A 26410-nucleotide genomic window follows, 5' to 3' on the forward strand; every position below is an offset into this window, starting at 1 on the left:
GCAAGGTTCCGGCTCCGGTCTCTTTACGCGCCTTTCAGGCGACAGTCACGCGACGGCCAGTCCTGGCTTTCTCCATCCCCCAATCCCGCGAGCTTGACGTCGAACTGGATGGACGTGGAGGGATCGAGATTAACCGATGACGTGAAGCGACGCGAGATGGAAAGCTCGAATTCGGCGCATTCGTTTCCGTAGACAAGCGCCCCGCCGGCCTTGAGATTCTGTTCGGTCACCACGTCGTAGCGCCAGAGCAATTCGAGCCCCCAGTTGGGCAGAAACCGATAGCTTGCCTCGATCCCAAGCTCGTTGATCTCCGGTTGCGGCCCGAGAATCTCGTTGGTCGAATCCTCGGCGAAGTAGGTGTAGCTCGTCTCCAGCTCGGTGCGGTCGTCCTCGTAGCTCAGGGCGAACTCGTTGCGCCGGAAGTTCAGCTCGCCGTCGAAGAGCGCGCGGTTGGTCACCTCGAACCCGGTCTGGAACCGGACCGAGACTGCGCCGACGTAATCCGACCACTTGCCCGCGAGGCCGGAGCCTTCCGGGAATTCGTTGTCATCGGTGGCGCGCACGACCCGCCCCATCGTTGCCCCGAGTGACCATCCGTCCGCATCGTAGCGGTTGTAGCGAAGGCCGAGATTGGCCCGCAGCCCGGTCTCGACGCGGTCCCTGCCGGGGTAGCGATTGAGGGCAAAGAGGTTCGTTTCGTCCAGTTCGGGCAGCTGGCTGTCCTCGTTGGGCACATTGCTCGAGCCGAGATCTTCGGACCACACCAGCTGCGCGATGGGTTCGATGACATGGGTTGCCCGCGCGCTGTTGCGCTGCAGGGGATAGCTCACCTCGGTCGAGGCGATGGGCACGGCCCGGAATTTTCCGCCATCGTCGCCATCGGGGTCGGAGCCCACGCCGTAGATGTCGAAATCGCCCGCTAGGGTCGCGTTTGTCACCAGCCCGTTGCCGAAGATCCAGCGCTGCTGCCAGTCCGCCCCACCGCCTGCGCGCAACACGTCGCGTCCCTCCTCGCGCGTGATGCCGAGCGCATTGGCGTTCAACCCGAACAGACCGCCGATCGCGCCGGGCATGGCGCCGCGGTAGTTGTATTCGTATTCAGGAAGGATGAATGGCACGGAGCCGTCGTCCTCATCCTCGCGGAGGCTCTGAAATCCGACGGTGCCGAGGTGGAGGTAGTCGTAGCTGCGCACCCGATCGACCTGCAGGTAGCTGGTGAGGCGGTCATCGTCGGAGTAGTCGAATTCCTGCAGGAAACTCTTGTCGGAGGCAAATTCGAGCTGGAATTCGGAGGTGAACCCGCGCGGCAACCGGAACTCGCCGCTGGCATCGACGGCACCGCGACCGCTGTCCCCGCTACCGTCATCAAGCGCGAGCGTTCCGCCCAGATCTATGCCGCCATTTCGGAACTCCCGCCGGTACTCGCCCTCGAAGAGGGTCGCGCCATCGGTGGTGACAAAGGGCGTGACCGTGATGTCCGCCGATGGCCCGAGGGTGAGGTAGTAGGGCAGTTTGACGCCCGATCCGAAGAGATCCGACTGGTGGTAGGACGGAAGGAGAAAGCCGGAGGAGCGTGATATCCGCGGATCGGGAATGCTCATGGCGGGGAGGTAGGCGATGGGCGCGCCCAGAACCTCGAAGCGGGCGCCTTCGAAATAGATCCGTTCCTCCTGCTCATCCAGCGTGACGCGCTTTGCCCGGATGCTCCACGTGGGGACGGGGTTTTCGGCACATATCACACAGGACGAGGCGATGGTGCGCTGAAGGGCGGTGTAGCGGCTCCCGGTGCGTTCGATCTCGCTGGCTGCGAGCTGCAACTGATCCGCGATCAGAAGCCGTCCGCCCTGGATCAGGCCGGCGGAAAAATCGGGCGAGAGCTGTGCGGCATCGGCCAGGAAGATCGTGCCGTCGATATCGGTGACGCTGATCGGCCCCGTGGCCCGGATCTCCTCGGCCTTCTCGTCGTAGACCAACGTTTGAGCGTGAAGCACGCGCGTGCCGTAGACCGCCTCCACGTCTCCGGTGGCCGTGAGCAGGCCCGTCTTCTCGTCGTAGGTCACGGAATCCGCAATCAGGCTCGCGGGCTGGGATTGGAGCGATCCGGCCCAGAGCACGCCGACCGTCGCAGCGGCGAGAGTGGACAGGGCCTTCCAGTTGCAGATGCGAGAGCTCAAGGCGCGGGGTCTCCTGTTGGTCGTTGCCCTGATTAGCCGTCTTCGAGGTGCAGCAACAGTCCCAGTGCGAAAAGGATCGCGGACAGCGGTGCCGCCCAGACCGATACGAACATCGGGATCTGCCCCTGTGCGCCGAGGGTTTCGGCGAAATCCTTGAAGAAATAGAGGGCAAAGCCTGCCAGGATCGCGACGAGGATCATGACGCCCGTCTGGCCGAAGCGCTGGGGGCGGAGGGAGAAGATCGCGCCGATCAGCACCATGGCGGCGAAGAGCGCGGGGCGCGCCAGCTCGCTCTGGAAGAACAATCGATGTCGTTGGCCTGAAAAACCCGCATTCTCGATATCATCGATGAAGCCGGGCAGATCCCAGAAACCGATCATCTCGGGGGCCGTGAAACTTTCGAGGATCTGCTCGGTGGTCAGCGTCGTGGGGAGATCGTAGCGCGACTGGGAAACGATCTTCTCGAACCTGCCGTCCGGCGCGGCCTCCCAGACATTCGCGACGTCGATGCGCCATGCGCCGCTCGTGAGGCGTGCCACCGGAGCCTCGATCCTGGAGTAGAGCGTGCCCCGCTCGTCGAAACGATGCATCGTGACACGGGTGAGGATCGTGCCGGTGATGTTGGACCGTGCGGCCTGGATGACCGTCTGTCCGTCCGCGTCGGCCTGTCGGAGCCAGATCCCCTCCGACGAGAACGACAGGAAGCTCGCGCGATCATTATCCATGTCGCCCTCGAGTTCCTCGGCCTCGCGCAGGGTGGCGGCGACGAAGGGGTTGACCATCGCAATCGAGAGATAGCCGAGAAGGATCGCGGCAAGGGCAGGCACGGCGATCAGCCGCAGCGCGGATATCCCGGCGGCGCGCATCACCACGAGTTCGCTGGTGCGCGACAGCTTGAGAAACAGCGCGAGGCTCGAGAGCATCAGTATGAGCGGGAAGATCTCGTAGAGCGTCTCGGGCATTCCGAGGGCGGTGAGGCGCAGGATGTCGCCGAGTTCGGCATCCGATCCGGCGTAGCGGCGCAGATCATCCACACCGGCAAACAGTGCAACGATGAGCGCCAGGACAGCGAAGACACCGAGAGTGGCCCGGATGAACCCCATGAGAAGGTAGCGCGAAAGCGTCACGACTGCACTCCCTTCCGTCCACCCCAGGGATGGGAGAGATAGCGCAGCATGATTAGGGTATAGACAATTGCCAGCCCTTGGGGTGCATACATCACGGGCCATTGACCCGGATGCGTCTCGACCTGGCTCTGACAGGCAAAACACACGGCCTGAAGAAGAGCGCCGACGCCGACAGCGACGATCACGCGCCGCCCGAAGCCTGATCTGCGGTAGCCCCCGGCGAGAAACGTCACCAGCGCGATAGCGGGGTAGCTCATGGCCAGGAGCGGCATCGAGATCTTGTAGTGCCCCTCCGCGATGTAGTCGCCGAGGTCGAAGCGCGTGTCGAGCATTTCGGGTGTAGGATCGAGCAGGGCAATGACGGAATACTCGGAGGGCCTTCGGGTTCGGCTGCCGTTGTCATCGATCAGGTCGCTCAGATCGAAGACGAACTGGTCGAAAGCGACATTGTTCAACTCGCCGTGCTCGGTCGTTGTGAGTGCCACCCCGTCCTGCATGACGAGGCGGGCTTCATCTTCCTGGCGCAGGAAGAGCGCGCGTTCGGCCGAATAGGTGATGACCTGTTCCGGGTCGCGCTGGTCATTGAGAAAGATGCCTTCCATCTCCCCCGAGCGTCCGGTTTCGTCGATGAAGAGGGTGAGACCGTTGAGCGGGTGGATGAATTGCCGCTCGACGATAAGTGATGCGGCGAGGTCGGAGCGGATCGCGCGGGTCCGATCCGCGAGCTCCCGTCCTGAGATGGGGACCAGCACCATCATGACCACGGCCATTGCGGCGGCGATGATCGTTCCGAAGATCAGGATTGCGCGGAGCAGTTGCACCGGTCCGTAGCCGGCCGCCATCATGACCACCAGCTCCGAGCCCGAATAGAGCTTGTTGAGGGCATAGAGAGCGGCGCCGATTGCGGAGAGCGGCAGGACGATCACGAAGACTTGCGGCAGAACCAGCGATGAGAACTCCAGGAAGATCCAGGCGCTCTGACCGCTCGAGATCACCGTTTCTATGAGCTGCACGGACTGGGTGAGCCAGATCACGCCGGTGAAGATCAGGAGGAAAAATCCGAAGGCCCCAAAAAGCTGCCGGAGAAGGTATCGATCTAGTCGTTTCAAGCGTATGCCCCTGGGTCCGGCGCCATTGCCCATCTGGCCATCCGGCAGGAAAGCCGTTAGGCCTTTGCCGGTCAGAGGACAATAAGGAGAGAGCCGTGACCACGCCACTCAAAACGAACTTCGTCGAGGCCGATGCGGAGGCGATCGGGACGCTTGAGGGGCGGCTCGTCGCATTCATCACTTCGGAGGGCACGATGGACCCGCTGGCAAAGCGCGTCGATCGACTCACGAAGAAGGCACTCACCCGGCTGGCCGAAAGCGACGGGTTCGCGAAGGGGAAAGCGGGTTCGAGCCACGTGCTGAATTTCCCGGCGGGCCTTGCCGCAGAATCGGTCCAGGTCATCAAGCTCGCGCGCAAGCCCAGTGCAGCAGATGCACGCAAGGCGGGTGCGGCAATCGCGAAGGCGGGGCTGCGCAAGCCCGTGACGGTCTTGGCCGGGCCGCTCGGATCCGTGGCCGATCTGTCCCTCGGCCTGACCCTGCGGGCCTATGATTTCGACGCCTACCGCACCAACCAGGACGAAGGCGAGGACAAGAAGCCCGGCCTGATTTCCGAGGTCACCGTCATGGTGAAGGACCCGGAAGCGGCTCAGGCTGCCGCCGCGCCTCTCGTGGCGCAGGCCGAGGGCGTGGTCTTTACCCGCGATCTCGTCAACGAGCCGGCAAACGTGCTCACGACCACCGAATTCGCCGACCGGCTCGCGGGATTGCGGGAGCTTGGGGTCGAGGTCGAGATTCTTGAAGAGGACGACCTCGAGAAACTGGGCATGCGCACGCTGCTCGCGGTCGGGATGGGGTCCGAGACACCCTCCAAGGTTGTGGTCATGCAGTGGAACGGTGGAGGCGACGAAGCGCCCTTCGCGCTGGTTGGCAAGGGTGTCGTCTTCGACACTGGGGGCATCTCGATCAAGCCGTCGGGCGGCATGGAAGAGATGACCATGGACATGGGCGGTGCGGGTGTCGTTTCCGGCGTGATGAAGACCGTCGCCATGCGCAAGGCGAAGGCAAATGTGGTCGGGCTCGTGGGTCTTGTCGAGAACATGCCCGACGGCAAGGCGCAGCGTCCGGGTGACGTGGTCAAGACCATGAAGGGTGACACGGTCGAGGTGATCAATACCGATGCCGAGGGTCGCCTCGTGCTGGCGGATGTGCTCTGGTACACGCAGGAGCGGTTCAAGCCCTCCGCCATGGTCGATCTCGCCACGCTTACCGGTGCCGTCATCATCGCGCTGGGCCATGAGAATGCGGGTGTCTTTTCCAACGATGACGATTTCGCGGAGGCTTTCCTCAAGGCTGCGAAATCCGAGGAGGAAGGCGCGTGGCGCCTGCCGCTGGGCGCGGCCTACGACAAGCAGATCAAGAGCCGGATCGCCGATATCGCCAATGTGGGCGGACGTCCTGCGGGCTCGATCACCGCGGCGCAATTCCTGCAGCGCTTCGTGAAGAAGGACGTGCCCTGGATCCATCTCGACATTGCCGGTGTGGCTTATGTCGCGAAGGGCACGGAGCTTTCGAACAAGGGGGCGACCGGCTGGGGCGTTCGCGCGCTCGACCGGCTGATCCAGGACAGATACGAGGGCTGATGCATCCTTGGCCGAGGTCCTGTTCTACCACCTGACGGCGACCCCGCTCGAGCGCAACCTTCCGGTGATGCTGGAAAAATCGCTCGAGCGCGGCTGGCGCGTGGTGGTGCGCTGCGGGTCCAAGGCGGGGATGGAGGCGCTCGATGCGCTGCTCTGGACCTACCGCGATGACAGTTTCCTGCCCCATGGCACGTCCGCGATGGGGCATGCCGAGGGGCAGCCGGTCTATCTGACCGTGGGGCAGGAGATCCCGAACGGCGCGGATGTGCTCATGCTTGTGGATGGGGCGCGGGCTTCCGTTGATGAAATGAAGCGATTCCAGCGTGTGTGTCTTCTGTTTGACGGGGCCGATGCCGGCGTCGTCGAGACCGCGAGAAACGATTGGCGCGCCGTGACTGCCGCCGGCTTGAGCGCGAAATACTGGACGCAGGAACAAGGCGCCTGGGTTCAGAAGGCATCCAACTGAAAACCATGCCAAAAAATCGATTTGAGGCGCGCGGCTAGTGGGGTTAATCACATTTTTCTGCGAAACGGTCAGATAATTGTGAACCAAACCGCCATGTAAGGCGTAAACACATCAGATCACGAGATAGGGAGTGTTCCATGCGACGCCTGTTATTCGCGCTTCTGCTGGCGGGACTATCGACCGGCGTCGAGGCCGGTGCGATCGGAGCGCGGTTCGATTCCATCGATGGCGAGGTCTATGCGTTGGAGGAATGGCGCGGGCGACCGGTCTTTGTGGTCAATACCGCATCCCGCTGCGGCTTCGCCCACCAGTTCGAGGGGTTGCAGACCCTTTACGACACCTACCGCGACCGTGGGCTCGTGGTGCTGGCCATTCCCTCGAACGATTTCCGGCAGGAGCTTGCGACCGAAGCCGAGGTCAAGGAGTTCTGCGAGGTGAATTTCTTCCTCGACATGCCCATGACCATGATCACCGAAATTCGCGGCGAGGCGGCCCACCCGTTCTACCGCGCGGTGCGCGATGAGACCGGCTTCGAGCCGAGCTGGAATTTCAACAAGGTTCTCATCGGGCCGGATGGCGAGGTGGTGGAAACCTGGGGCGCGACGACGGAGCCACTTGCGCCCGAGGTGATTGCCCGGATCGAGGAATTGCTGGACTGATCCGGGCATAAGGTATCAGGTCAGGAAGCGACCTGGATACCGATCTTGCCGATATGCGACTTGGAGAGAAAGACCTCCTGAGCGACCTTAAGCTCCTGCAATGAGTATGTTTTCGCGAGCAGCGGCCTGATTTCGCCATTCTCGATGTAGCGCACGAGGTCGGTAAAGACCCGGGGCGGCTGATGGGTGCTTCCGATCAGGGTCAGGTCGCGCAGGTAGAGCGTGCGAAGATCCAACTCCACGATCGGACCCGCGATTGCCCCGGAGGTGACATAGCGCCCGCCATTGCGAAGCGTTGCCACAACGGCTTCCCAGCGCGGGCCCCCCACGAGGTCGAGCACCACATCGAAGGCCCGCTCGGGCAGATCGCCATCGCGGTCCAGCGTTTCATCGGCTCCGATGGCGCGCAGATCAGCGGCTTTGGCAGGGCTTGTGAGCGCCGTGACATGGGCGCCTCGGCGCTTGGCGAGCTGGATGGCGGCGGAGCCGACCCCGCCCGATGCGCCGGTAATGAGGACTCTTTCCGCTCTGAGCGTTGCCCGCTGGATCATGCCCTCGGCGGTCGAGAAGGCGCAGGGAAAGCTCGCCAGTTCCACGTCCGACAGGTCGGATCGGACTGTGAGTGCGTCGGCAGCCGAAATGACGACATACTCCGCGAAGGCGCCGTCCATCTCGGAGCCAAGCGTGACAATCTGGAGGTCATTCGGATCATCGCCACGGGGCTGCATGGTCCGCGCCAGAATGCGCTCTCCGACCCGTCCGGGCGCGACACCTTCGCCGACCGCGACGATGGTGCCACAGCAATCCGCGCCCTGAACCCTCGGAAAAGACAAGGCATTTCCTGCCCAGCCACCATCTTCATCCGCGCCTTCGGAATAGCTGCCGGTGGTCCCCGACGCCGTGTCGCCCCGGACGCTTTTGGAATACCAGCCGATGCGGGTGTTGATGTCGGTGTTGTTCACGGAGGAGGCGCCGACGCGGATCAGAACCTCCCCGTCGCCGGGATCGGGCACGGGCAGATCCTCGCGCCAGACCAGCTTTTCGGGGCCGCCGTGGCCGGTCAGGACCATGCCCTTCATGGTTTGGGGACGTGTCATCATGCGCTCCGTTTGGTAGAATGAACTCTCTACTTGCTCAGGTAGAGGGGTCATTCTACATCGTCAAGCATGAGAGATACGAAAACCAAGATCGCCGCCGGTTTGGAGCGGGCCTTCGCCGCCCGAGGGTTTGCCGAGCCGAGCGTGGAGGACCTTCGGGACGCGGCGGGGGTCAGCCTGCGCACGCTCTACAAATACACGCCATCGCGCAGCGACATGGTGGTGGTGGCGCTCGAATACCGGAATGACCGCTACTTGGAGCGGGTTTTCAGTGGTTTGCCGGTCGATCCTGAAGCAGCACTTGATGTTGTCTTCGAGCGGGTCGCCGGGTGGATGGAGGAGGAAGCCTCCCACGGCTGCCTCTTTCACGCAGCGGTCGGCGCGGCGCCGCAAGACCCGGCATTGCAGGAGCTTTTGCGGCGTCACAAGACCGAAATGGCTGCGCGGACAGCACAGGCGACCGGGCTTGCGGGTCGGGAGGCGGACCTTACGCTCCTGATCGAGGGGCTGATGCAGAGCTGGCCGCTGCTCCGGGCCGAGGCGGTGGAGAGCGCGAAGCGGCTGGGCCGCATGGTGATTCGCGGAAAGTGAGATCGGGCGAAAATCAGGTGCTGGAATCGGTATGGTTTCCGTATGGAAACCGTATGGCAGACGTAAGGCTGCCCGGTTTTTCGTTGCGCACCTCAGGTGTTGCGCGCGCGCTGGAGAAAAGCCCCCTTTTTCCGGTGCGATGGGCGTGCGGCGCTTTGGTGCGCGGCGCAACGAAATCGCGACGTTCCTCCATGCGTCAGCGCACGAGGCGCATGACGTCGCCGGAGATCTCGATCCGGGCGAAGTGTTCGAGGTAGCTCATGCCCAGAAGCGAGGTGTGAAGCTCGCCCTCATTGACCGAGGCCTGGACGTTGCGCTCCTCGAAGGGGCCGAAGCGGACGCTGTCGAGGTAGATCGGCGCGATGCGCACGGTGCCGTTGGCGGTGCTGGCGCGGCCGGTGAAGGAGAGGCGGTCGGGGTCGATCCCGATCCGCTCCGCGTCTTCGAGCGAGAGTACAATCTGGGAAGCGCCGGTGTCCACGATGAAGGAGACCGGCGTGCCCTCGAGTTCGAGGCGGGCGTGGAAGTGGCCGTCGCGGCTCCGGCGGATCTCGATGGCCTCGTCCGAGGTCTGAATGGCGCGGTTGGGGAAAAGCTCGCCCGTCAGCACGTCGCGGAAGCCGTAGGCGATGATGACCATGGCGAAGATCAGCACCCAGATGCCGAGGTCGCGGACCGTCTTGCCCAGGCGCTGGCCGCCGCCGAAGAGGAAGAACCCGCCGACGCCCGCGAGCAGGACCACGAGGTAGATCAGGCGGGCGAAGCTGTCGGGGTCGTTCGGCATCGGCTCAGTTGCTCATGAGGCCCACATCCCGCAGCCCGTCGAGGACGAACTGGACCGAGAGGGCGGCGAGGAGGATGCCGAGAAGCCGGCTGACGACGACAATGCCGGTATGGCCCAGGAGCCGCTCGATGGGGCCTGCGAGACGGAAGAGCATGTAGACGATGGCGAGCACGAACAGCATGACGCCGTGGATCGCGGCGATGGCGGCGTAATCCCCGGAGTTCTGGCTGATGAGCAGGACCATCGTGGCAAGCGATCCGGGCCCCGCCAGAAGCGGCATGGCGAGCGGGAAGACGGAGGGGTCGGGGGGCGCGTCGATCGAGCGTTTCTCGCGGCGCTCGGTGCGTTTCTCGAAGAGCATGTCCACGGCGATCAGGAAGAGCAGCAGCCCGCCCGAGATGCGGAAGGCGGGCATTCCGATGCCAATCACGCCGAGAAGCGCCTCGCCGGTGAGCCCGAAGATCGTCATGAGCCCGGCGGCGATGACGATGGCACGAAGCGCCACCACCCGGCGTTCGCGCGTCGACATGCCGCTGGTGAGCGCCACGTAGATCGGGGTCGTGCCGATAGGGTCGATGATGACGAAGAGCGTCACGAAGCTGGTGATGAGAAGATCGAGCGACATCAGGGAGTTCCACCGGCGCGTTCAAGTTTCTCCAGCGCGGCCATCCAGAGGGCTTCGGCGCGGGCAAGACCGTCCTCGACCTCGGCGCGCTTCTTCTGGAGCTGGGCGAGCTTGTCGGTGTCGCCGCGATCATAGGTCAACGGATTGGCGAGGCGTGCGTCGATGGTCTCGCGCATTTCCTCGAGCTTCGAGACCCGCGCTTCGCATTTAGCGACCTCGGCCCTGAGCGGCGCGATCTCGTTGCGCGGCGCCGGCTTGGCGCGCGGTTTGGCCTCGCCGTTCTTCTCGGCCTTCTTCTTCTCGGAGGACCCGCCGCGTTCGCCGAGGAGCAGGCGGCGGTAGGCCTCCATGTCCTCCTCGAAGGGTCTGACCGCGCCGTCCTTCACGAGCCAGAGCCGGTCGGCCACCAGTTCGACAAGGTGGGCGTCGTGGCTCACGAGGATGACCGCACCGCCATAGGCGGTGAGCGCCTCCACGAGTGCCTCGCGGCTTTCGATGTCGAGGTGGTTGGTCGGCTCGTCTAGGATGATCATGTGCGGCGCATCAAGCGTCGCGAGGAGGAGCGAGAGCCGCGCCTTCTGGCCGCCAGAGAGCCGGCCCACCTCGGTGGTTGCGGTATCGGGGCCGAGGCCACCTGCGGCGAGGCGGGCGCGCAGCTTGGCGGGCGCTTCCTCGGGGCGGAGGCTCTGGAGGTGCTGGAGCGGGGTTTCGTCGAGGTTCAGCTCGTCCACCTGGTGCTGGGCGAAATAGCCGACCCGGAGCTTGGAGGATTTCACCATCCGGCCCGACATCGGCTCGAGCCGGTCCGCGAGCAGCTTGGAGAGTGTCGACTTGCCCTGGCCGTTGGCGCCCAGGAGCGCGATGCGGTCGTCCTGGTCGATGCGCAGGTCGAGGTTGCGCAGGACCGGGCGGCCGTCATAGCCGATGGAGGTGCCTTCGAGCCGGATGATCGGCGGGGAGAGTTCCTCGGGGGTGGGGAAGTTGAAGGCCGCGACCTGGCTCTCGACCACGGCGGCGACGGGTTTCATCTTCTCCAGTGCCTTGAGGCGGCTCTGGGCCTGGCGGGCCTTCGAGGCCTTGGCGCGGAAGCGGTCGACGAAGGACTGCATGTGCGCGCGGGCCGCGTCCTGCTTCTTCTTGGCGGCGATCTGCTGTTCGAGCCGGGCGCGGCGGGTTTCGTCGAAGGTGTCGTAATTGCCCTGGTAGAGGGTGAGCTTGCGGTCGTGCAGGTGGAGGATCGCGCCGACCGAGCGGTTGAGCAGGTTGCGGTCGTGGCTGATGACTAGCACCGTGTGGGGGTAGCGGGCGAGGAAGTTCTCGAGCCAGATCGTGCCTTCGAGGTCGAGATAGTTGGTGGGCTCGTCGAGGAGCAGCACGTCGGGTTCGGAGAAGAGCACCGCGGCGAGCGCCACGCGCATCCGCCAGCCGCCGGAGAAATCGGCGCAGGGGCGGGCCTGGGCTGCGGCATCGAAGCCGAGCCCGTTGAGGATGGCGGCGGCGCGCGCCTCGGCCGAATGGGCGTCGATATCCACCAGCCGGGTCTGGATCTCGGCGATCTCATGGGCGTCGGTGGCGGTTTCGGCGCGCGCGAGCAGCGAGGCGCGTTCGAGGTCGGCGGCGAGCACCGTGTCGAGCAGGCTGTCCTGGCTCGCGGGGGCCTCCTGGGCCACGCCGCCGATGCGCGCCTGGCGCGGCACCTCGATCTCGCCGGCGTCCAGCGCCAGTTCGCCCCGGATCAGCCGGAAGAGGGTCGTCTTGCCCGCGCCGTTGCGCCCGACGAATCCGACCTTGTGCCCGGCGGGGATCAGCGCCGAGGTGTGATCGAAGAGTTGCTTGCCCTCCAGCGTGAAGGCGATGTCCTTGAATGCCAGCATGGGTGCGATGTGACGCGGGGTTTGGGGCATGTCAACAACAGCTGCGGCTTCGAAGCGACATTAAGGCTTCCCCGTCCGGCGGCTGCGTGATACCTGCGCGCCCAAACAGCAAGGGACGCTTGACGAGACAATGGCGATTCAGAGAACTTTTTCGATCATCAAGCCGGATGCGACCCGGCGGAACCTGACCGGCGCGATCAATGCCAAGCTGGAAGCGGCTGGCCTGCGGATCATCGCGCAGAAGCGGATTCATCTGTCGCTCGCACAGGCGCAGGAATTCTATGCGGTGCACCGGGAACGCCCCTTCTTCGAAGAACTGACCGAGTTCATGAGCTCCGAGCCGATCGTGGCCCAGGTTCTCGAGGGCGAAGACGCCATCGCGAAGAACCGCGAAGTGATGGGCGCGACCAACCCGGCCGAGGCCGAGGACGGCACCATCCGCAAGGAATTCGCGCTTTCCATCGGCGAGAACTCGATCCACGGCTCCGACGCACCGGAAACGGCGGCTGTCGAGATCGCCTACTTCTTCTCGGGTCTCGAACTGGTCGGCTGAGGCCGCGCCGGAAACGGCTCGTGACGTGATGCGCGGGGCATCGGAGGCAGGCGCTTCCGGTGCCCCGTTCGCGTTTCGGGGTGGCGGCTTACGAAAACGTGTGCTTTCGGGGCGTTGCCAGCAACTGTTGAAGCGGCCAGACATGGCGCGACCACTCAATGTCCCTGCGACGAAATCCGAGGAGCGAGACCGAGATGACCCATTCCAAGCCCGAAGCCGGTGGCCTGCTGCCCGAGATGTCCTTCCCGAAGCTCGGAGGCGGGGAGATCGCCGTGGGCGGCATGCGCGAGCGGCACACGCTTCTCGTAGTCTATCGCGGCAAGCATTGCCCGCGCTGCAAGAAGTATCTCAATGCGCTGGAGGCGTTGAAAGCGGATTGGGAAGAGGCGGGCTACGACATCGTGGTTGTCTCCGCGGACCCGGAGGAGAAGGCGCAGGCGGATCTCGACGAGTTCGGCTGGAGCTTCGATCTCGCCTACGGGATGACCGAGGACCAGATCCGGACGCTGGGGCTTTACGTCTCCGATCCGCTGAGCCCGGACGAGACTGACCGGCGCTTTGCCGAGCCGGGTGTGTTCTGCGTGCGGCCCGAGGGTATCATCCAGCTTCTGTGCATCTCGAACGGTCCGGCGGCGCGGCCCGACCTGAAGGAGCTTCTGGACGGGGCGAAGTTCAACATCGCCAAGGCGCGCCCGCCGCGCGGAACGGCCTGAGCGGGCCGATATGACGGTCTGAGGGGGATAACCGGGGATGATCGACCACATCACGTTCGGGGTGGGTGATCTTTCCCGGTCTGTGGCCTTCTATGACATGGCCCTTACGCCTCTCGGTTTCCGTCGCCTGTGCGATCTTCATGAAGGGGAAGGCGGCGGGGTCCGGGTTTGTGGCTATGGGGCCGAGCGCCCGCAATTCTGGCTGGCGGAGGAAAATGCCACGTCGGGGATGATGCATGTGGCTTTCGCGGCGTTGAGCCGCGAGGCGGTGGACGTCTTTCATGTCGCGGCCCTTGCGGCGGGTGGAAGCGACAACGGGGCGCCCGGATTGCGGCCCCGGTATCACTCCGGTTACTACGCGGCCTTCGTGCTCGATCCGGACGGGCACAATATCGAGGCGGTTTGCCATACGGGTTAGACGGTTGCAGGGACTGCGCAGGTGCAACCGAAGCCGCTCAAGCCGTTGATGCCGCAACCCCTCCAGTTGTCACGCCAGAGGAATTGTGCCATCTGATGGAAAGTTCGACATGGCATGAAGGTTGTGCACGATGACCGATTTTGCGGCTGCGCGGGAAGCGATGGTGGATTGCCAGGTGAGGACCGCGGATGTAACGCGGTATCCGATCATCGAGGCGCTGCTGAGGGTTCCGCGCGAGGAATACGTGCCGCAGGGGATGAAGCCGGTCGCCTATCTTGGTGACGACATTGCGCTTGGCAACGGGCGCGTCATTCTCGATCCGCGCGTCTTTGCCAAGATGCTCGATGCGATCAATGTCGGCCCCAAGGACCTGGTTCTCGATGTGGGCTGCGGGCTGGGGTATTCCTCCGCGGTGCTGGCGCGCATGTCCGAAGCGGTGATCGCGCTCGAGGAAGACCCGGATCTCGCCCGCCAGGCCGAGGCCAATCTGAACGCGCAGGACGTGGACAACGCGGTTGCCGAGACCGGGCCGCTTGCGGAGGGCAAGGCCAATCACGGGCCTTTTGATGCGATCGTCATCGAAGGCGGGATCGAAATGCTTCCCGAGGCACTTGCGGCGCAGCTGAAACCGGGCGGACGAATCGTCGCGATCTTCATGGATGGCGCGAACGGGCAGGCAAGGCTCGGAATTGCGACCAATGCCGGGATCGCCTGGCGTCGTATCTTCGATGCCACAGCGCCGGTCCTGCCGGGGTTCAGTGAAACGAAAGCGTTTGAATTCTAGAGACCCGGTGTCGATAGTGAAGCAAGGTGTCCGGAGAGCGGGCCTTTTTGAATCGAGCAGTTTCCGGAGGATCGTCATGCAGAAGCGACGGTTGAAATCATTCTTCATATCGTCGGCTTTCGTCATGACGACGCTGGCCGCACCGTTGACACCCGCGCGGGCCGAGTCCCTCGCGGATGCCCTGATCTCGGCCTACCAGACCAGTCCGCTGCTTTCGTCGAGCCGGGCTGCCCTGCGGGGTGTGGACGAGAACGTGCCGCAGGCCCGCGCACAGCGCCGGCCCCAGACAAGCGCCAACATCGGCGCGTCGGCGGACGTGGATTACGGCGAATACGACGACCGGACGGACGCGCTCGAGGCCACGCTTGATGCCTCGCTGCTGCTCTACGATCACGGTCAGACCAAGGCCGCGATCGAATCGGCGCGCAACAGTGTCGCGGAAGGCCGTGCCGACTTGCAGAACATCGAGCAGACGGTGCTCTACGCCGCTGTTCAGGCCTATGTGGATGTGCGACGGGACGAGGAATTCGTCCGCATCTCGCGCAACGACGTGGAACGGCTCGAGGAGACGCTGCGCGCGACCCGCAACCGCTTCGAGGTGGGGGAAGTGACCCGCACCGACGTGAGCCAGAGTGAGGCCGCCCTTGCCGAGAGCCGGGCCAATCTCGCTTCCGCCCTCGGCGCACTGGAGGTTTCGCGCGAGGCCTATCGCGCCGCCATCGGGCATCCGCCGGACAACCTCGAAACGCTTCCGCCGCTCCCGGCGGTTCCCGCTTCGGTGGAAGAGGCGATCCAGATCGGAATTCAGCGCAATCCGCAGATCGTTTCGGCGCAGTATTCCGAGCGCGTCGCGGTCTACAACTTCGATCGGGCGGTGGCCGCGAAGGGGCCGACGATCAGCCTCGGCGGCTCCACGGGGCTTTCGCGGACCAACAACACCACATCGGGTGCCTGGGCCGGCGAGCCCTTTGCCGAAGTGACGCTCCAGGGCTCGATGCCGCTCTATACCGGCGGGTCGAATGACAGCCTCATCCGCCAGGCGCAGGCGCTGATCGACCAGCGCCGGTTCGAGGTTCAGGATGCTGCCCGGACGGTGACGCAGGACGTGTCCTCGGCCTGGGCGCAGCTCGAGGTCTCGAAGGTGGCGATCGTTGCCCGCCGCGAACAGGCCGAAGCCAGCCGTCTCGCCGCCGAGGGTGTGTCGGAAGAGGCCCGGCTCGGTGCGCGTTCGACGCTCGACGTTCTCGATGCGGACCAGGACCGCCTGCAAGCCGAAGCCGAGATCGTTTCGGCGGTGCGGGACGAATACGTGGCGGCTTATGCGCTCTTGCAGGCCATGGGGCTCCTGACGGTGGAGCATCTCGAACTGGGAATCGAGACCTATAATCCGGACGACTATTTTGCGAGGGTTCAGAATGCGCCAGTTGGCGGCTATGATACCTCCGCAGTCGATCGGATAAGGGCACGATGGGAACGATAGAACAGGATTTCGGCGGGAAGGCGACCTCCGCCTCCGGGGCAGACCCGGAGCGCGACGAGGCGACGATCCTGGACGAGGACGATCTCGATACGGAAGACGGCGGGCCCGAAGAGCAGCCGCCGAAGCAGGATCTCGCGGATGTTCTGGCCTCGATCCGCCAGCTCGTGACCGCGGAAACGGCGGCCCGCGTGGAAAAACGCGAGAGCCAGACCGCCGGGGCCGAGGGGGTTCTGATCCTGACGCCGGAGATGCGGGTCGATGGCGGCGGCCATGAGGCCCATTCCGGGGAGATCCTCACGGAAGGGATGAAGGACAACGCACCCGCGCAGGGCGCGCCGATCCTCGACGAGGAGGCGCTGCGGGCTGTCATCAACGCGATCATCCGCGAGGAATTGCAGGGTGAGCTTGGTGATCGGATCAGCCGCAATCTGCGCAAACTGATTCGCCGCGAGATGAGCGTGATGCTGGCCGAAGAGCGCGAGCGGGAAGACGCTTGAGCGTCCTCAGTCTTCAGTCCACGGGCACGAGGTCGAGCTCGTAGAAGATGCTTTCCTCGGCGTTCGGATATTGCGCGAAGGGGCCACGGGGTTCGAACCCGGCCTCGACGTAGATCTTGCGCGCGGCTTCGTAGCTGCTGCCCGAGCCGGTTTCGAGCAGGATGCGCTGGAAGATGCGCGACCGTGCCTCGTCGATCATGTGGTCTAGCAGGGCCTTGCCCAGGCCGCGGCCGCGAAATTCCCGCGCCACATGCATGGATTTCAGTTCGCAATCGCCGTCCCCCAACGGCCGGAGCGCGGCAATGCCGGCAAGCGCGCCGTTGACCTTGAGGCCGAAGAGCACGATGCCGGGTGCGGCGAGATCTTCCGCACTTAGCGCGAAGACGTTCTCGGGGGTGGTGCTGGCGATGGAGAAGGTGACGTGGCGCTGAATGAGCGCCCGGACGGAGGGGTCTCTTGTGTCAACCTGGGCTATGCTCGTCTCGTCCGTCATGATCATCTCTCATCCCCCCGTGGCGCCATACAGGCTTTCCCCATCCATGATTTCCGGCCAGAGGCGCGGAAAAGTGGCATCATTTTGAATGTGTTTTGTTAACAAATGCCTCCGCAATTCGATGTTTTGCGGGCCGGTGTGGCGTCACGGCAAGGGACAGGAGATCATTCCGCGGCCTGTCTCGCGCCATCGAGCCATGACCAGAGCCTGAGGGGCGTGAGCGGCATGTCCACGTGGTGCACACCGCGCTCCCAGACCGCATCGAGCGCGGCATTCGTCACTGCCGCGAGCGCGCCCACGGTTCCGGCCTCGCCGCAGCCCTTCATGCCGATGTCATTGGCGGTGGAGGGCACGAGTTCGGTGTGGAAGGCCATCATCGGCACGTCGTTGGCGCGGGGAAGCGCGTAGTCCATGAAGGATCCCGAGAGGAGCTGGCCGTCCTCCGAGTAGACCACCTGTTCGGACACGGCCTGGCCGATGCCCTGGGCAACGCCGCCATGCACCTGGCCCTCGGCGAGCATCGGGTTCACCAGGTAGCCGAAATCATCGACGACGGTGTATTTCACCACCTCGAGCCTGCCGGTGGCGGGGTCGATTTCCACCTCGGCGAAATGGGCGCCATTGGGGTAGGAGCGTGCGGGCACCGTGAATTCGCGGGTGGTGCTGAGCAGGTCGGTCAGGCCCTTCGAGCGCGCGGTTTCGGCCAGCGCGATCAGATCGGCGGTGCGGTCGGTGCCCGCGATGCGGAAGGCGCCGTCCTCGAAGACGATGTCCTCGGAGGCGGCTTCGAGCTCTTCTTCCGCCAGCGGTCGGAAGGCTTCGATGACCTCGCGCGCCGTCTTGATGATCGAGTTGCCCTGCATGGTGACCGAGCGCGAGCCGCCCGTGCCGCCGCCGCTCTTGATGCGGTCGCTGTCTCCCTGGACGAAGCGGACCTTCTCCAGCGGAATCCCGGCGTGTTCGTTGAGGAACTGCGCGAAGACGGTTTCGTGGCCCTGGCCGTTCGACTGGGTGCCGACGAGCAGTTCGACCATGCCGTCCTCGGCGAAGGCGATGGTCGTGGTCTCGTTCTGATCGCCCAGGATGGACTCGATGTAGTAGGCAAGGCCCAGGCCGCGCAGCTTGCCCGCGCCTGCGCTTTCGGCCTTGCGAGCGGCGAAGCCCGCCACGTCGGCCTCCGCGATGGCACGGTCGAGCACACGGGAGAAATCCCCCACGTCATAGAGCTCGCCGGCAGCAGTGCGGTAGGGGAACTTCTCCTTCGGGATGAAGCTCTTGCGGCGCATCTCGATCGGGTCCTGGCCGAACTGGCGCGCGGCATGGTCCATGAGCCGCTCGATGACGTAGATCGCCTCCGGACGGCCCGCACCGCGATAGGCATCGATGGGAACGGTGTTGGTGAAGATGCCCTTGACGTTGAAGAATGCTTTTTGGACGTCATAGACGCCCGGCATGACCTTCAGGGCGAGGTTGGAGGCGATGTGCTGGGCGAATTCCGAGTTGTAGGCGCCGAGGTTGGACACGCATTCGATGCGCAGCGCCTGCAGGCGATACTCTGCGTCGAAGGCGGCTTCGGCGGTGGTGACGTGGTCGCGGCCGCCGTTGTCGGTGAGCATGGACTCGGCCCGTGTCGCGGCCCAGGCGACGGTTTCGCCCAGTTCGCGCGCGGCGAAGGCACAGGCGAAATATTCGGGGTAACTGAAGCCCTTCATGCCGAAACCGCCGCCGACATCCGGTGTGGTGACGCGGACGGCCTCCGGCGCAAGGCCGAGGTTCTCGGCAAGCTCGTCGCGCAGACCCCAGACTCCCTGGCCGCCATAGGCCATGGATAGGCGCGTGCCGTCCCATTCCGCGACGCAGCCGCGCGGCTCCATGGAGGCGCAGATGATCCGATTGTCGAGCAGTTCGAGGCGAGTGGTGTGGGCCGCGGCGGCGAAGGCCTCGGTGACTTCGGCCTCGTCGCCATGGGCCCAGTCGTAGGCGAGATTGCCGGGCGCTTCCGGGTGGATGGTTTCGCCGCCCGTCGCGGTGGCGGTGTGCACGGGCAGATCGTCGAAATCGCAGACGATGAGGTCGAGGGCATCCATGGCCTCTGCGCGGCTCTCCGCCACGACGATGGCAATGGCCTCGCCCGCGAAGCGGACGCGACCGTCGGCAAGAACCGGGCGCGCGGGGGCGGCGCCCTTGGAGCCGTCGCGGTTCTTGACCGTGCTGAAGGCCATGGAGTTCTTCATCTTGCCGGCAAGGTCGGCGGCGGTGAAGACGGCGCGCACGCCCGGTGCCTTGCGGGCGTCGGCCACGTCAAGCTCGGTGATCTCGCCATGCGCGACGGGGCTGCGGAAGAAGGCGGCGTGGAGGCTGCCTGTCGGCATGACATCCTCGATGTAGCGCCCGGCTCCGCGGAGGAAGCGATCATCTTCGCGGCGCCGCACACTCTGGCTCGTTCCAAACTTGCTCATGACCGATGATTCCCCGACGATTCCACAGGGCGAAAGTAGCGCCTCAGGCGGCGGCGTCCACTGCATTGGCGCGCGCGTGCCCCCCTGATCCGGAGGCATCGTCGGGTGGCTTGGTTCGGGGCGTGAATTGGGTGTATGGTCTCTGGCCTTGCGGAGGACTGGAAGAACCCATGAGCGAGACGGAATTTGATCAGATACCCGAAGCGGCCCTCAATTGGGTGCGCAAGGGCAAGAAGGCCGCGTTGGCCACGGTTGTCGAGACCTGGGGTTCCGCGCCGCGCCCGGCGGGATCCCAGCTTGCCATCAGCGCGGACGCCGAGATCGCGGGCTCGGTTTCGGGTGGCTGCGTCGAAGGGGCCGTGGTGGCCGAGGCGCTGGAGGCCATCGAGGATGGCCGGCCCCGCATCCTGGAATTCGGCGTGTCCGACGAGGAAGCCTTCGCGGTGGGTCTCGCCTGCGGCGGAACGATCCGGGTGATGGTCGAGCCGGTGGCGGTGGGGCAGGGGCCGAGCGAAGCCCTGCTGGCGGATCTGGTCGCGGCGCGCGCGAGCCGGCGGCAGGTGGTTTATGCCGTCAATACCGTGAGTTGGGAGCGTTACCTTGTCAGTGCCGGATCGCTCGGCGATCTGCATGACGCGGTGGAAGCGGCGCTTGTCTCCGATCGCTCGGGCTTTTCGGGCGACTGGTTTCTCGGGGTTCACAATCCCCCCTTGCGTCTCGCCATCGTGGGGGCGGTCCATATCGCCCAGGCGCTGGTGCCCATGGCGCGGATCGCGGGATACGATGTGGCTGTCATCGATCCGCGCGAGGCTTTCGCCAGCGACGCGCGGTTTCCGGGCACGACGCTCTTCACCGACTGGCCCGATGCGGGGCTCGATGCCTTCGGGCTCGATGCGCGCACCGCGGTGGTGACGCTCACCCATGATCCGAAGCTCGACGACCCGGCCATCCGGGCCGCCCTTCGGTCGGAGGTGTTCTATCTCGGCTGTCTCGGCTCGACCCGGACCCATGCCAAGCGCGTGGTGCGGTTGCAGGAGGACGGCTACGGCGAGGATGCCATTGCGCGGATCCATGCACCCATCGGTGCGGATATCGGGGCCAAATCGCCTGCGGAGATTGCCATTTCCATCCTGGCGGAGATCACCGAGCGGCTTCGCAGGCCCGAAACCCGTCCTCAGGTTCGACAGAAGGCCTTCGCTTGAGATGAAGTTCGGGCCGGTTGCCGCGCGGAGCGCCGAAGGTGCGATCCTCGCCCATTCCCTGAGTTTCGGCAGACGCAAGCTGCGCAAGGGGCGCGTGCTCGGAGCGGCGGAGGTGGCCGAACTGGTAGCTGCGGGTGTGGAGGAGGTGGCGGTTGCGCGGCTCGAGGCCGGCGATCTCGGGGAGGACGAGGCTGCGGCGCGAATTGCGGCCTGCCTTCGGGCGGACGGGCTGGATGTATCCGCGCCCTTCACCGGGCGGGTGAACCTCTTTGCTGGAGCGGCGGGGATCTGTGCGGTGGATCGCGCGGCGGTGGATGCGCTCAACCGTATCGACCCGGCGATCACCCTGGCCACCGTGCCGGAATGGTCGCGGGTGCAGGCCCGCCAGATGGTCGCGACGGTCAAGATCATTCCATACGGCGTGCCCGGGGCGCTGGTGGATCGCGCGGTTGCGGCGATGCGGCCCGGCACGCTGGCGCTGCATCCTTTCGAGCCCACGACGGCGGCCCTGATCCTGACCCGGACGCCGGGGATGAAGGAGAGCCTGTTGCGCAAGGGCGCGGAGGTTGTCGCGGCCCGGATGGAGGCGCTTGGCGTCCAACTCGGTGCTTCGGTGACGGTGGCGCATGAAACCGGGGCGGTGGCGGCTGCGCTGCGGGCGGCGCAGGGTGATCTCGTGCTCATCCTGGGCGCGTCCGCCACCTCCGATCCGGAGGATACCTGCCCGAGTGCGGTCACGGCAGCGGGCGGAACGCTGGAGCGCTTCGGGATGCCGGTGGATCCGGGGAACCTGCTGTTTCTCGGACGCCATGCGGGCCGGCACGTGGTGGGGCTACCGGGGTGCGCGCGTTCGCCTGCGCTCAACGGTGCCGACTGGGTGCTCGAACGGCTGGTTGCGGGGCTCGAGGTGACGGATGCCGCCATTGCCGGTATGGGGGTCGGCGGGCTTCTGAAGGAGATCCCGCAGAGGCCGCAGCCGCGCGCGGCCCGGTCGCGTTCGGTCGTGTCGCGTCCGAAGGTGGCAGCGCTGGTCCTTGGCGCGGGTGCCGGGCGACGGATGCGGGGGGCGGACAAGCTGCTCGAGGATGCGGGGGGTCAGCCGATGCTGGCCCGCTCGGTGCGCGCGGCCCTGGAGAGTGCCGCATCGGAGGTGATTGCGGTCATTCCGGCCGGGCATGAGGCCCGCAAGGCGGCGCTCGCGGGGCTTGATGTGCGGGTCGTCGAGACGGCGCTCTGCCGCGAGGGCATGGCGGGGTCCCTTCGTGCCGGACTGGCGGCGATTCCGGATGCGGCGGACGCAGTAGTGATCCTGCTGGCCGACATGCCGGAGGTGGGACCGGGCCATGTGGATCGGCTGATTGCGGCCTTCGATCCGGTGGAGGGCCGCGAGATCTGCCGCGCGGTGACGGAAGCCGGCAAGCCGGGGCATCCGGTGCTGTTCGGGCGACGCTTCTTCGAGAGCCTTGCAGGGCTCACGGGGGACCGCGGCGCGCGGGATATCGTGCGTGCCTCGGCCGAGTTCATCGTCGATGTGCCGACCGAGGGCGAGGCGGCGGTGATCGATCTTGATACGCCCGAGGCCTGGGCGGCCTGGCGGGCGGAAACCGAGGCCGCCAGATAGACGTGGGCGCCGCTGTCAGCGGTAGTTCAGGGCGGCGCGCTCGATATTGAAGAGGCTGCTGTCGAGGCTGACGCCCTGGGTGAGGCGTGTGATATCGACATGGGTCTGCTGGCCGGCCTTGGTGATCACGTCCCAGCTCTTGAGCGCCACGGGCCCTTCGGAGAAGGTGAGAACAAGCCGACCTTCCTTCGGAGTCTTGGGGTCGATCAGGGTGATGTGGGTGCCGCCAGCGTCCTTGGTGGCGCCGAGCACCATGCCGGGTTCGCGCAGGCTGACATTGGGATCGAGCAGCATCCGCAGTGGTGTGCGGCCCAACGGGTAGCGGGTCGGATTGCGGTTGGACTTGGGGTCGAAAACGCCGACGAAGCTGCCGTCGGCGATCACCATGGCGCCTTCGGGCTTGTCGTAGTCGAAGCGGATCTTGCCCGGTTTGGAGAGGTAGAACCGGCCCGTCTGCGTGGAGCGGTTGGGGTTGACCTGGCGGAACGCCCCCTCTGCCGTGCGCAGGCCGCGGAGATAGGCGTCGATGGCGGTGGCGTTCACGCTTTGCGCCTGTGCGGGCAGGGCCGCAACAAGGGGCAGGGCGAGAAGGCCGAGAAGGGTGTCGCGTCTGTTCATAGCACCTAGATAACGCCGGAAATCCGCTTGTGCCACTCGCGCGGCATCACGCTTTCGGCAGGCTGTGGTGAGGGGGCGGGGCACCCCCGTGGCAATACTCGAGACAGGCCATTTGCGCGATCAGGGCCGAATTGTTGTCGGGTGGTTAATATTGTGTTATCGTATCGCGAGTGGAGGGTTTTGACATGAAGTATCTTTTGGCATTGCTTCCTGTACTCGCCGTATTGGCAACAATTGCTTTCTCGACCTGGCGAGCGCCCGACGCTGTCGCGGGGCCGTGCAATCCGCAAGTTCAAAGATGCTGATCTAAGGCCTGCCGCTCTTTTCATCTCTTTGCGCGGCAGTTCCAAATCACCAATTTCACCTGTCCATTCGTCTGGAGCCGGGGGCTGATTGATCGCGGCATGCCTCGACGGAAAGCGTGCCCGCCCCTCCAAAGCCCGGGATTTTCAATATGGAATCACTCGCCGGAATCTGGCCTGCCAGCGTTCCCGAAACGCTTTGGCAATTCAACTTGCTGGCGCCTGAGAGCCGGCGCGACTTTCCGTTCGTGGGTATTGCAGTCACATCTCAGTTCGTCCTGGCATTCGTGGCGGGCGTGATCCTGATCTGCGCTTTCGCCTGGAAGCGGTTCTCGGAGCCGACGTTCGATGTGGAGAGCCCAGCCTTTCGCGATTTCAGGGAGCTGGAAATCTGGAACCTAAAGGACAGCCACTCCCTGCGGCGCGCGTATTTCGTCTACTGCATCTCGCTCGTGGTCATCTATGCGACGCTGGCCTTCTTCGGGCGGGTGATCTTCCAGCTAGTCGAGCAGCTCAACGTATCCGGCCTGCAGCTCAACGTCGGAATCGTGCAATTTGATTCCTGGCAATGGCCGCTGTTTCTCGCCCTGGGAATTTCCGGGATCGCGCCGCTGATCAATCCGCTTGTCCCGGTGGAGGTTTGGCTGCGGCGGTTTTCGCATGAGGTCGTCGGTATACCGACGCGGCTCCGGGAGAAGGCGGACCGGCTCAAACCGATCATCGACGGCAACAAGAACCAGCATATGGAGATTGTCACGACAGAATGGGTGAAGGCCTATCTGGGGTGTCGCTTAGAGACCTGCTTTGCGCTCAAGCAAAACATGGCAGCGGTCCTCGACTGGTCATACAGCGAGCATATCCAGTGGTCTGACCCGGAGATTCGGGGGAAACTGCATGAGTTTGAACGACGTGCGCGGGAGGAAGCCGAAGCCGCGCTTCAGGAATTCGACTATCTTGTCAATCCGGAGAACGTGCCGGATTCGATGGTCTCGGAGAACCACCAGGCACGGCTGAAGGAATTCGAGAAACTGTTCGAAGCCTGCATCCAGAGTCTCGAGAGTGCGCGTGACAAGTTCTCGATCATCCTGGCGATCTACTGCGAGAACGGTTCGCGGCTGATGGAGAGCGAGAACGAGTTCATCAAGAACAACATATCCAACAGGCTGATTTCTCCGCTGGTGCTGCCGGGCACGGGATTGCCGATCTACGCCTTCCCGATCGTCTTCTTGTTATACTACTTCGCGACTCTGCTTTGGTGGCATCCGCTGATTTCTTCCGTTCCGCATACCACAACCACGGTGGCTGTCACGGCCGGGATGGAAACGCTGAAACTCTTTGTCCTGATCTGGTTGCCGATCATGTTCGTGGCGGTGATTTCGAGCGTCGTGGACAACTCGGCCAAGGCGGTAACCAACCGGGAAGCGGACCGGCCCGCCTGGACCCTTCTACCCGGAACGCTCGCGGCATTCATGATCGCCGCACTGACGATGTCGCTCTACGCGATACTCTATTCCGCGCTCCCGGCAAACAACATCACCCAGATGCGCGAGGCACTTCTTGGCACGCCGAATGGGGAGCCATGGTATGCGGCGATCTACTACTACCTGCTCTTCGCGCCGGTTGCCGCGATCTGCTACGGGTTCGTTTACGCGGTCAAGGCCGCCAGCAGGAGGCCGGGACAGTTGCTTGCGCGCGCCCTTGGTGTTGCTGCCAGCTTGTTTGTCTTTTTCTATATAGCGTTCCTGGTGGACCAGCTTTCCTATCCCTGTTTCGATGAAGGGGGGCAGAAGGTCTCCATCTGGCAGCTGGCATATGGATTTTTCGGATTGTCCCCACAGGAGCGGCAGGCCTGTTTCACCGTGTATTCGAGCCTGGACATGCTGGTGATTTCCGCAGCGGCCTTCATCTCCGTTAGCGGGCTTGTTTCCAGGGCATCGCGGCCCTCCCGGAAGGCGCAGGCGAAAAAGCCGCTGCGTTTCCCTTCGCGGCATCCGGCTGCAATCTGTCTGGCCCTGTGCTTGCTGGTCGCGTGGGCCGGGAAAGTCAGTGCTCAAGAAGAACCTGACGATGCTCGACAAGAACGGGACTTTCCCGTTGTGCTCGGGTTTCGCACCGACATTCCTCCCTTTTCCTTCGAGGCACCAGCCACTGGCGTGGTCGCTTCATCCGCGGCGCAAGTGTCCCAACGGCCCTACCAGGGATACATCGCGGATCTATGCTACAAGATCTTCGACAGGAGCGGATACGACGTTGTCCAGCGCCCCGTCGATTCCGGAAACAGGTTCGAGATCATGCGCGGTGAGCTTCCCGAAACCGCCGCCGGTTTGCCCGATGATTCTGACAACCAGGTGGACGTGCTGTGTGATGCAACGACAGTCCGTCTGGACGACGCAGAACGGATGAAGTCCGGGATCTTTTCTCCGATCGTCTTCGTATCCGGGGTTTCCTACCTGTCGCGATCGCGCCGCGGAATTTCGGCCGACGTGCTGCTCGGGTATGTGCGAAACTCCACGGCGAAGAGGGCCGCGCAGGAGGCATGCAGTGTCGATGTGCTGCGACTGGGAGGCGAGGATGCGCGACCGATCTGCAGGATGGGTAGCCCGGAGGATTGTAGCCTGCACAAACAGAAGCCGCGTGCGGACACGGAAACGATCCCACCCACGAAGACTCTCGAGGCCGTCTATGGCGAAGCGCCCGACTATGTGCTCTGCGAGAGGGACGACCACGACGCGCTGATCGAGTGGTTCTGCAGCGATGCGGATCTCGATCTCGGAAACGACAAGGTGTATTTCGGGGATCGGGATATCATCGTCGGAAAACTGGCCGAATGGGAAAAGAAGGGGCGGAGTTGCGAAAGGGTCCGCGATTCCAAGCGGTCCTTTACCTACGAGCCCTATGCGCTGCTGATCTCCAAGGCCGATGTCGAGTTGGTCGGCTTCGTGCAGCGCCGAATCTTTGAGATATTCTCGCATCGTTCGGGCGCGAGGGCGCTGTTCTACAAGTGGTTTCCGGAGGGCACGACCATGTCAGAGCCTTTGGCTTGGTTGTTTCTGCTTAACGGTGTCGCAGACGAGAACGATGTACTCACCGGGCCGAAGAGATACGAGAAGATTCAGGGCCTGACAGAAATTGCGGGTGCCGAGTAGGGCGCTGACCTGCTTTCGAGGCCTGACCGTACCGA

23 protein-coding genes are annotated in these 26410 nt (G+C 64.3%); 13 read left to right on the forward strand and 10 right to left on the reverse strand.

Features of this window, described 5'->3' with window-relative positions; genetic code table 11:
• Positions 1-23 precede the first annotated feature (23 nt).
• From ACP15W_RS01605 to ACP15W_RS01615, 3 genes are read right to left on the reverse strand one after another with little or no spacing between them, the layout of a single operon-like run.
• Positions 24-2174 carry an LPS-assembly protein LptD gene (locus tag ACP15W_RS01605; RefSeq protein WP_424931076.1) on the reverse strand — a complete coding sequence of 717 codons (2151 nt, stop codon included), beginning with the start codon at positions 2172-2174 and terminating at the stop codon, positions 24-26.
• A gap of 32 nt (positions 2175-2206) precedes the next feature.
• Entirely contained in the window at positions 2207-3301 is a 1095-nt protein-coding gene (gene lptG / locus ACP15W_RS01610; RefSeq protein WP_424931077.1) for an LPS export ABC transporter permease LptG, read from the reverse strand.
• Entirely contained in the window at positions 3298-4410 is a 1113-nt protein-coding gene (locus ACP15W_RS01615) for an LptF/LptG family permease (RefSeq protein WP_424931078.1), read from the reverse strand. The genes lptG and ACP15W_RS01615 overlap by 4 nt, the downstream gene beginning before the upstream one ends.
• Positions 4411-4505: 95 nt before the next feature.
• Between ACP15W_RS01615 and ACP15W_RS01620 the strand changes: the two genes are divergently transcribed.
• The 3 genes from ACP15W_RS01620 (at position 4506) to ACP15W_RS01630 (ending at position 7118) form a co-directional block, all read left to right on the forward strand.
• Positions 4506-5993, forward strand: a complete 1488-nt coding sequence (locus ACP15W_RS01620; protein ID WP_424931079.1) for a leucyl aminopeptidase — start codon at positions 4506-4508, stop codon at positions 5991-5993.
• Between the two features lie 7 nt (positions 5994-6000).
• A complete protein-coding gene (locus tag ACP15W_RS01625; protein ID WP_424931080.1) occupies positions 6001-6459 on the forward strand; it encodes a DNA polymerase III subunit chi in 459 nt (152 codons plus the stop codon).
• Between the two features lie 137 nt (positions 6460-6596).
• A complete protein-coding gene (locus tag ACP15W_RS01630; RefSeq protein ID WP_424931081.1) occupies positions 6597-7118 on the forward strand; it encodes a glutathione peroxidase in 522 nt (173 codons plus the stop codon).
• Positions 7119-7138: 20 nt separating this feature from the next.
• Here ACP15W_RS01630 and ACP15W_RS01635 read toward each other — a convergent pair whose 3' ends face one another.
• Positions 7139-8215: an alcohol dehydrogenase family protein gene (locus ACP15W_RS01635; protein ID WP_424931082.1), complete on the reverse strand. Its 1077-nt coding sequence runs from the start codon at positions 8213-8215 to the stop codon at positions 7139-7141.
• A gap of 69 nt (positions 8216-8284) precedes the next feature.
• On the opposite strand from ACP15W_RS01635, the gene ACP15W_RS01640 reads away from it, so the two are divergent.
• Positions 8285-8806: a TetR/AcrR family transcriptional regulator gene (locus ACP15W_RS01640; protein WP_424931083.1), complete on the forward strand. Its 522-nt coding sequence runs from the start codon at positions 8285-8287 to the stop codon at positions 8804-8806.
• Positions 8807-9002: 196 nt separating this feature from the next.
• Here the strand turns inward: ACP15W_RS01640 and ACP15W_RS01645 are convergent, their stop codons facing one another.
• Genes ACP15W_RS01645 through ACP15W_RS01655 form a run of 3 tightly spaced genes read right to left on the reverse strand, consistent with a single transcriptional unit; the run spans position 9003 to position 12089 of the window.
• On the reverse strand, positions 9003-9590 hold the full coding sequence (locus ACP15W_RS01645) for a retropepsin-like aspartic protease family protein (protein WP_424931084.1): 588 nt from the start codon (positions 9588-9590) through the stop codon (positions 9003-9005).
• A gap of 4 nt (positions 9591-9594) precedes the next feature.
• Positions 9595-10215 carry a MarC family protein gene (locus ACP15W_RS01650; protein ID WP_424931085.1) on the reverse strand — a complete coding sequence of 207 codons (621 nt, stop codon included), beginning with the start codon at positions 10213-10215 and terminating at the stop codon, positions 9595-9597.
• Positions 10215-12089 carry an ABC-F family ATP-binding cassette domain-containing protein gene (locus ACP15W_RS01655; RefSeq protein ID WP_424931595.1) on the reverse strand — a complete coding sequence of 625 codons (1875 nt, stop codon included), beginning with the start codon at positions 12087-12089 and terminating at the stop codon, positions 10215-10217. The genes ACP15W_RS01650 and ACP15W_RS01655 overlap by 1 nt, the downstream gene beginning before the upstream one ends.
• Positions 12090-12219: 130 nt before the next feature.
• Here ACP15W_RS01655 and ndk point away from each other — a divergent pair, with 130 nt between their 5' ends.
• The 6 genes from ndk (at position 12220) to ACP15W_RS01685 (ending at position 16534) form a co-directional block, all read left to right on the forward strand.
• On the forward strand, positions 12220-12642 hold the full coding sequence (gene ndk / locus ACP15W_RS01660) for a nucleoside-diphosphate kinase (RefSeq protein ID WP_424931086.1): 423 nt from the start codon (positions 12220-12222) through the stop codon (positions 12640-12642).
• Positions 12643-12836: 194 nt separating this feature from the next.
• Positions 12837-13355, forward strand: coding sequence for a redoxin domain-containing protein (locus ACP15W_RS01665; protein WP_424931087.1), 519 nt, complete (start codon positions 12837-12839; stop codon positions 13353-13355).
• A 37-nt stretch (positions 13356-13392) separates the two neighbouring features.
• Entirely contained in the window at positions 13393-13773 is a 381-nt protein-coding gene (locus ACP15W_RS01670; RefSeq protein ID WP_424931088.1) for a VOC family protein, read from the forward strand.
• A gap of 130 nt (positions 13774-13903) precedes the next feature.
• Entirely contained in the window at positions 13904-14557 is a 654-nt protein-coding gene (locus tag ACP15W_RS01675) for a protein-L-isoaspartate O-methyltransferase family protein (RefSeq protein ID WP_424931089.1), read from the forward strand.
• 76 nt (positions 14558-14633) lie between these two features.
• On the forward strand, positions 14634-16037 hold the full coding sequence (locus ACP15W_RS01680) for a TolC family outer membrane protein (RefSeq protein ID WP_424931090.1): 1404 nt from the start codon (positions 14634-14636) through the stop codon (positions 16035-16037).
• Positions 16025-16534, forward strand: a complete 510-nt coding sequence (locus ACP15W_RS01685) for a hypothetical protein (RefSeq protein WP_424931091.1) — start codon at positions 16025-16027, stop codon at positions 16532-16534. The genes ACP15W_RS01680 and ACP15W_RS01685 overlap by 13 nt, the downstream gene beginning before the upstream one ends.
• Before the next feature lie 13 nt (positions 16535-16547).
• Here ACP15W_RS01685 and ACP15W_RS01690 read toward each other — a convergent pair whose 3' ends face one another.
• Positions 16548-17027, reverse strand: a complete 480-nt coding sequence (locus ACP15W_RS01690) for a GNAT family N-acetyltransferase (protein ID WP_424931092.1) — start codon at positions 17025-17027, stop codon at positions 16548-16550.
• Between the two features lie 164 nt (positions 17028-17191).
• Positions 17192-19486 (reverse strand): xanthine dehydrogenase family protein molybdopterin-binding subunit, encoded by a 2295-nt coding sequence (locus tag ACP15W_RS01695; RefSeq protein ID WP_424931093.1) that lies wholly within the window; start codon positions 19484-19486, stop codon positions 17192-17194.
• 170 nt (positions 19487-19656) lie between these two features.
• On the opposite strand from ACP15W_RS01695, the gene ACP15W_RS01700 reads away from it, so the two are divergent.
• Both ACP15W_RS01700 and ACP15W_RS01705 read left to right on the forward strand, forming a co-directional pair.
• The gene (locus tag ACP15W_RS01700) at positions 19657-20688 is read left to right on the forward strand and encodes an XdhC family protein (protein ID WP_424931094.1); all 1032 of its coding nucleotides are present in this window, start codon (positions 19657-19659) and stop codon (positions 20686-20688) included.
• A 1-nt stretch (position 20689) separates the two neighbouring features.
• Positions 20690-22309, forward strand: coding sequence for an NTP transferase domain-containing protein (locus ACP15W_RS01705; RefSeq protein ID WP_424931095.1), 1620 nt, complete (start codon positions 20690-20692; stop codon positions 22307-22309).
• Positions 22310-22324: 15 nt separating this feature from the next.
• Here the strand turns inward: ACP15W_RS01705 and ACP15W_RS01710 are convergent, their stop codons facing one another.
• A complete protein-coding gene (locus tag ACP15W_RS01710) occupies positions 22325-22927 on the reverse strand; it encodes a LolA family protein (protein WP_424931096.1) in 603 nt (200 codons plus the stop codon).
• A gap of 454 nt (positions 22928-23381) precedes the next feature.
• Between ACP15W_RS01710 and ACP15W_RS01715 the strand changes: the two genes are divergently transcribed.
• Entirely contained in the window at positions 23382-26375 is a 2994-nt protein-coding gene (locus tag ACP15W_RS01715) for a hypothetical protein (RefSeq protein ID WP_424931097.1), read from the forward strand.
• The last annotated feature ends 35 nt before the right edge of the window (positions 26376-26410 follow it).

The sequence above is a fragment of the Amaricoccus macauensis genome (assembly GCF_049800915.1).
In the GTDB taxonomy this organism is placed as follows: Bacteria; Pseudomonadota; Alphaproteobacteria; order Rhodobacterales; family Rhodobacteraceae; genus Amaricoccus; species Amaricoccus macauensis_A.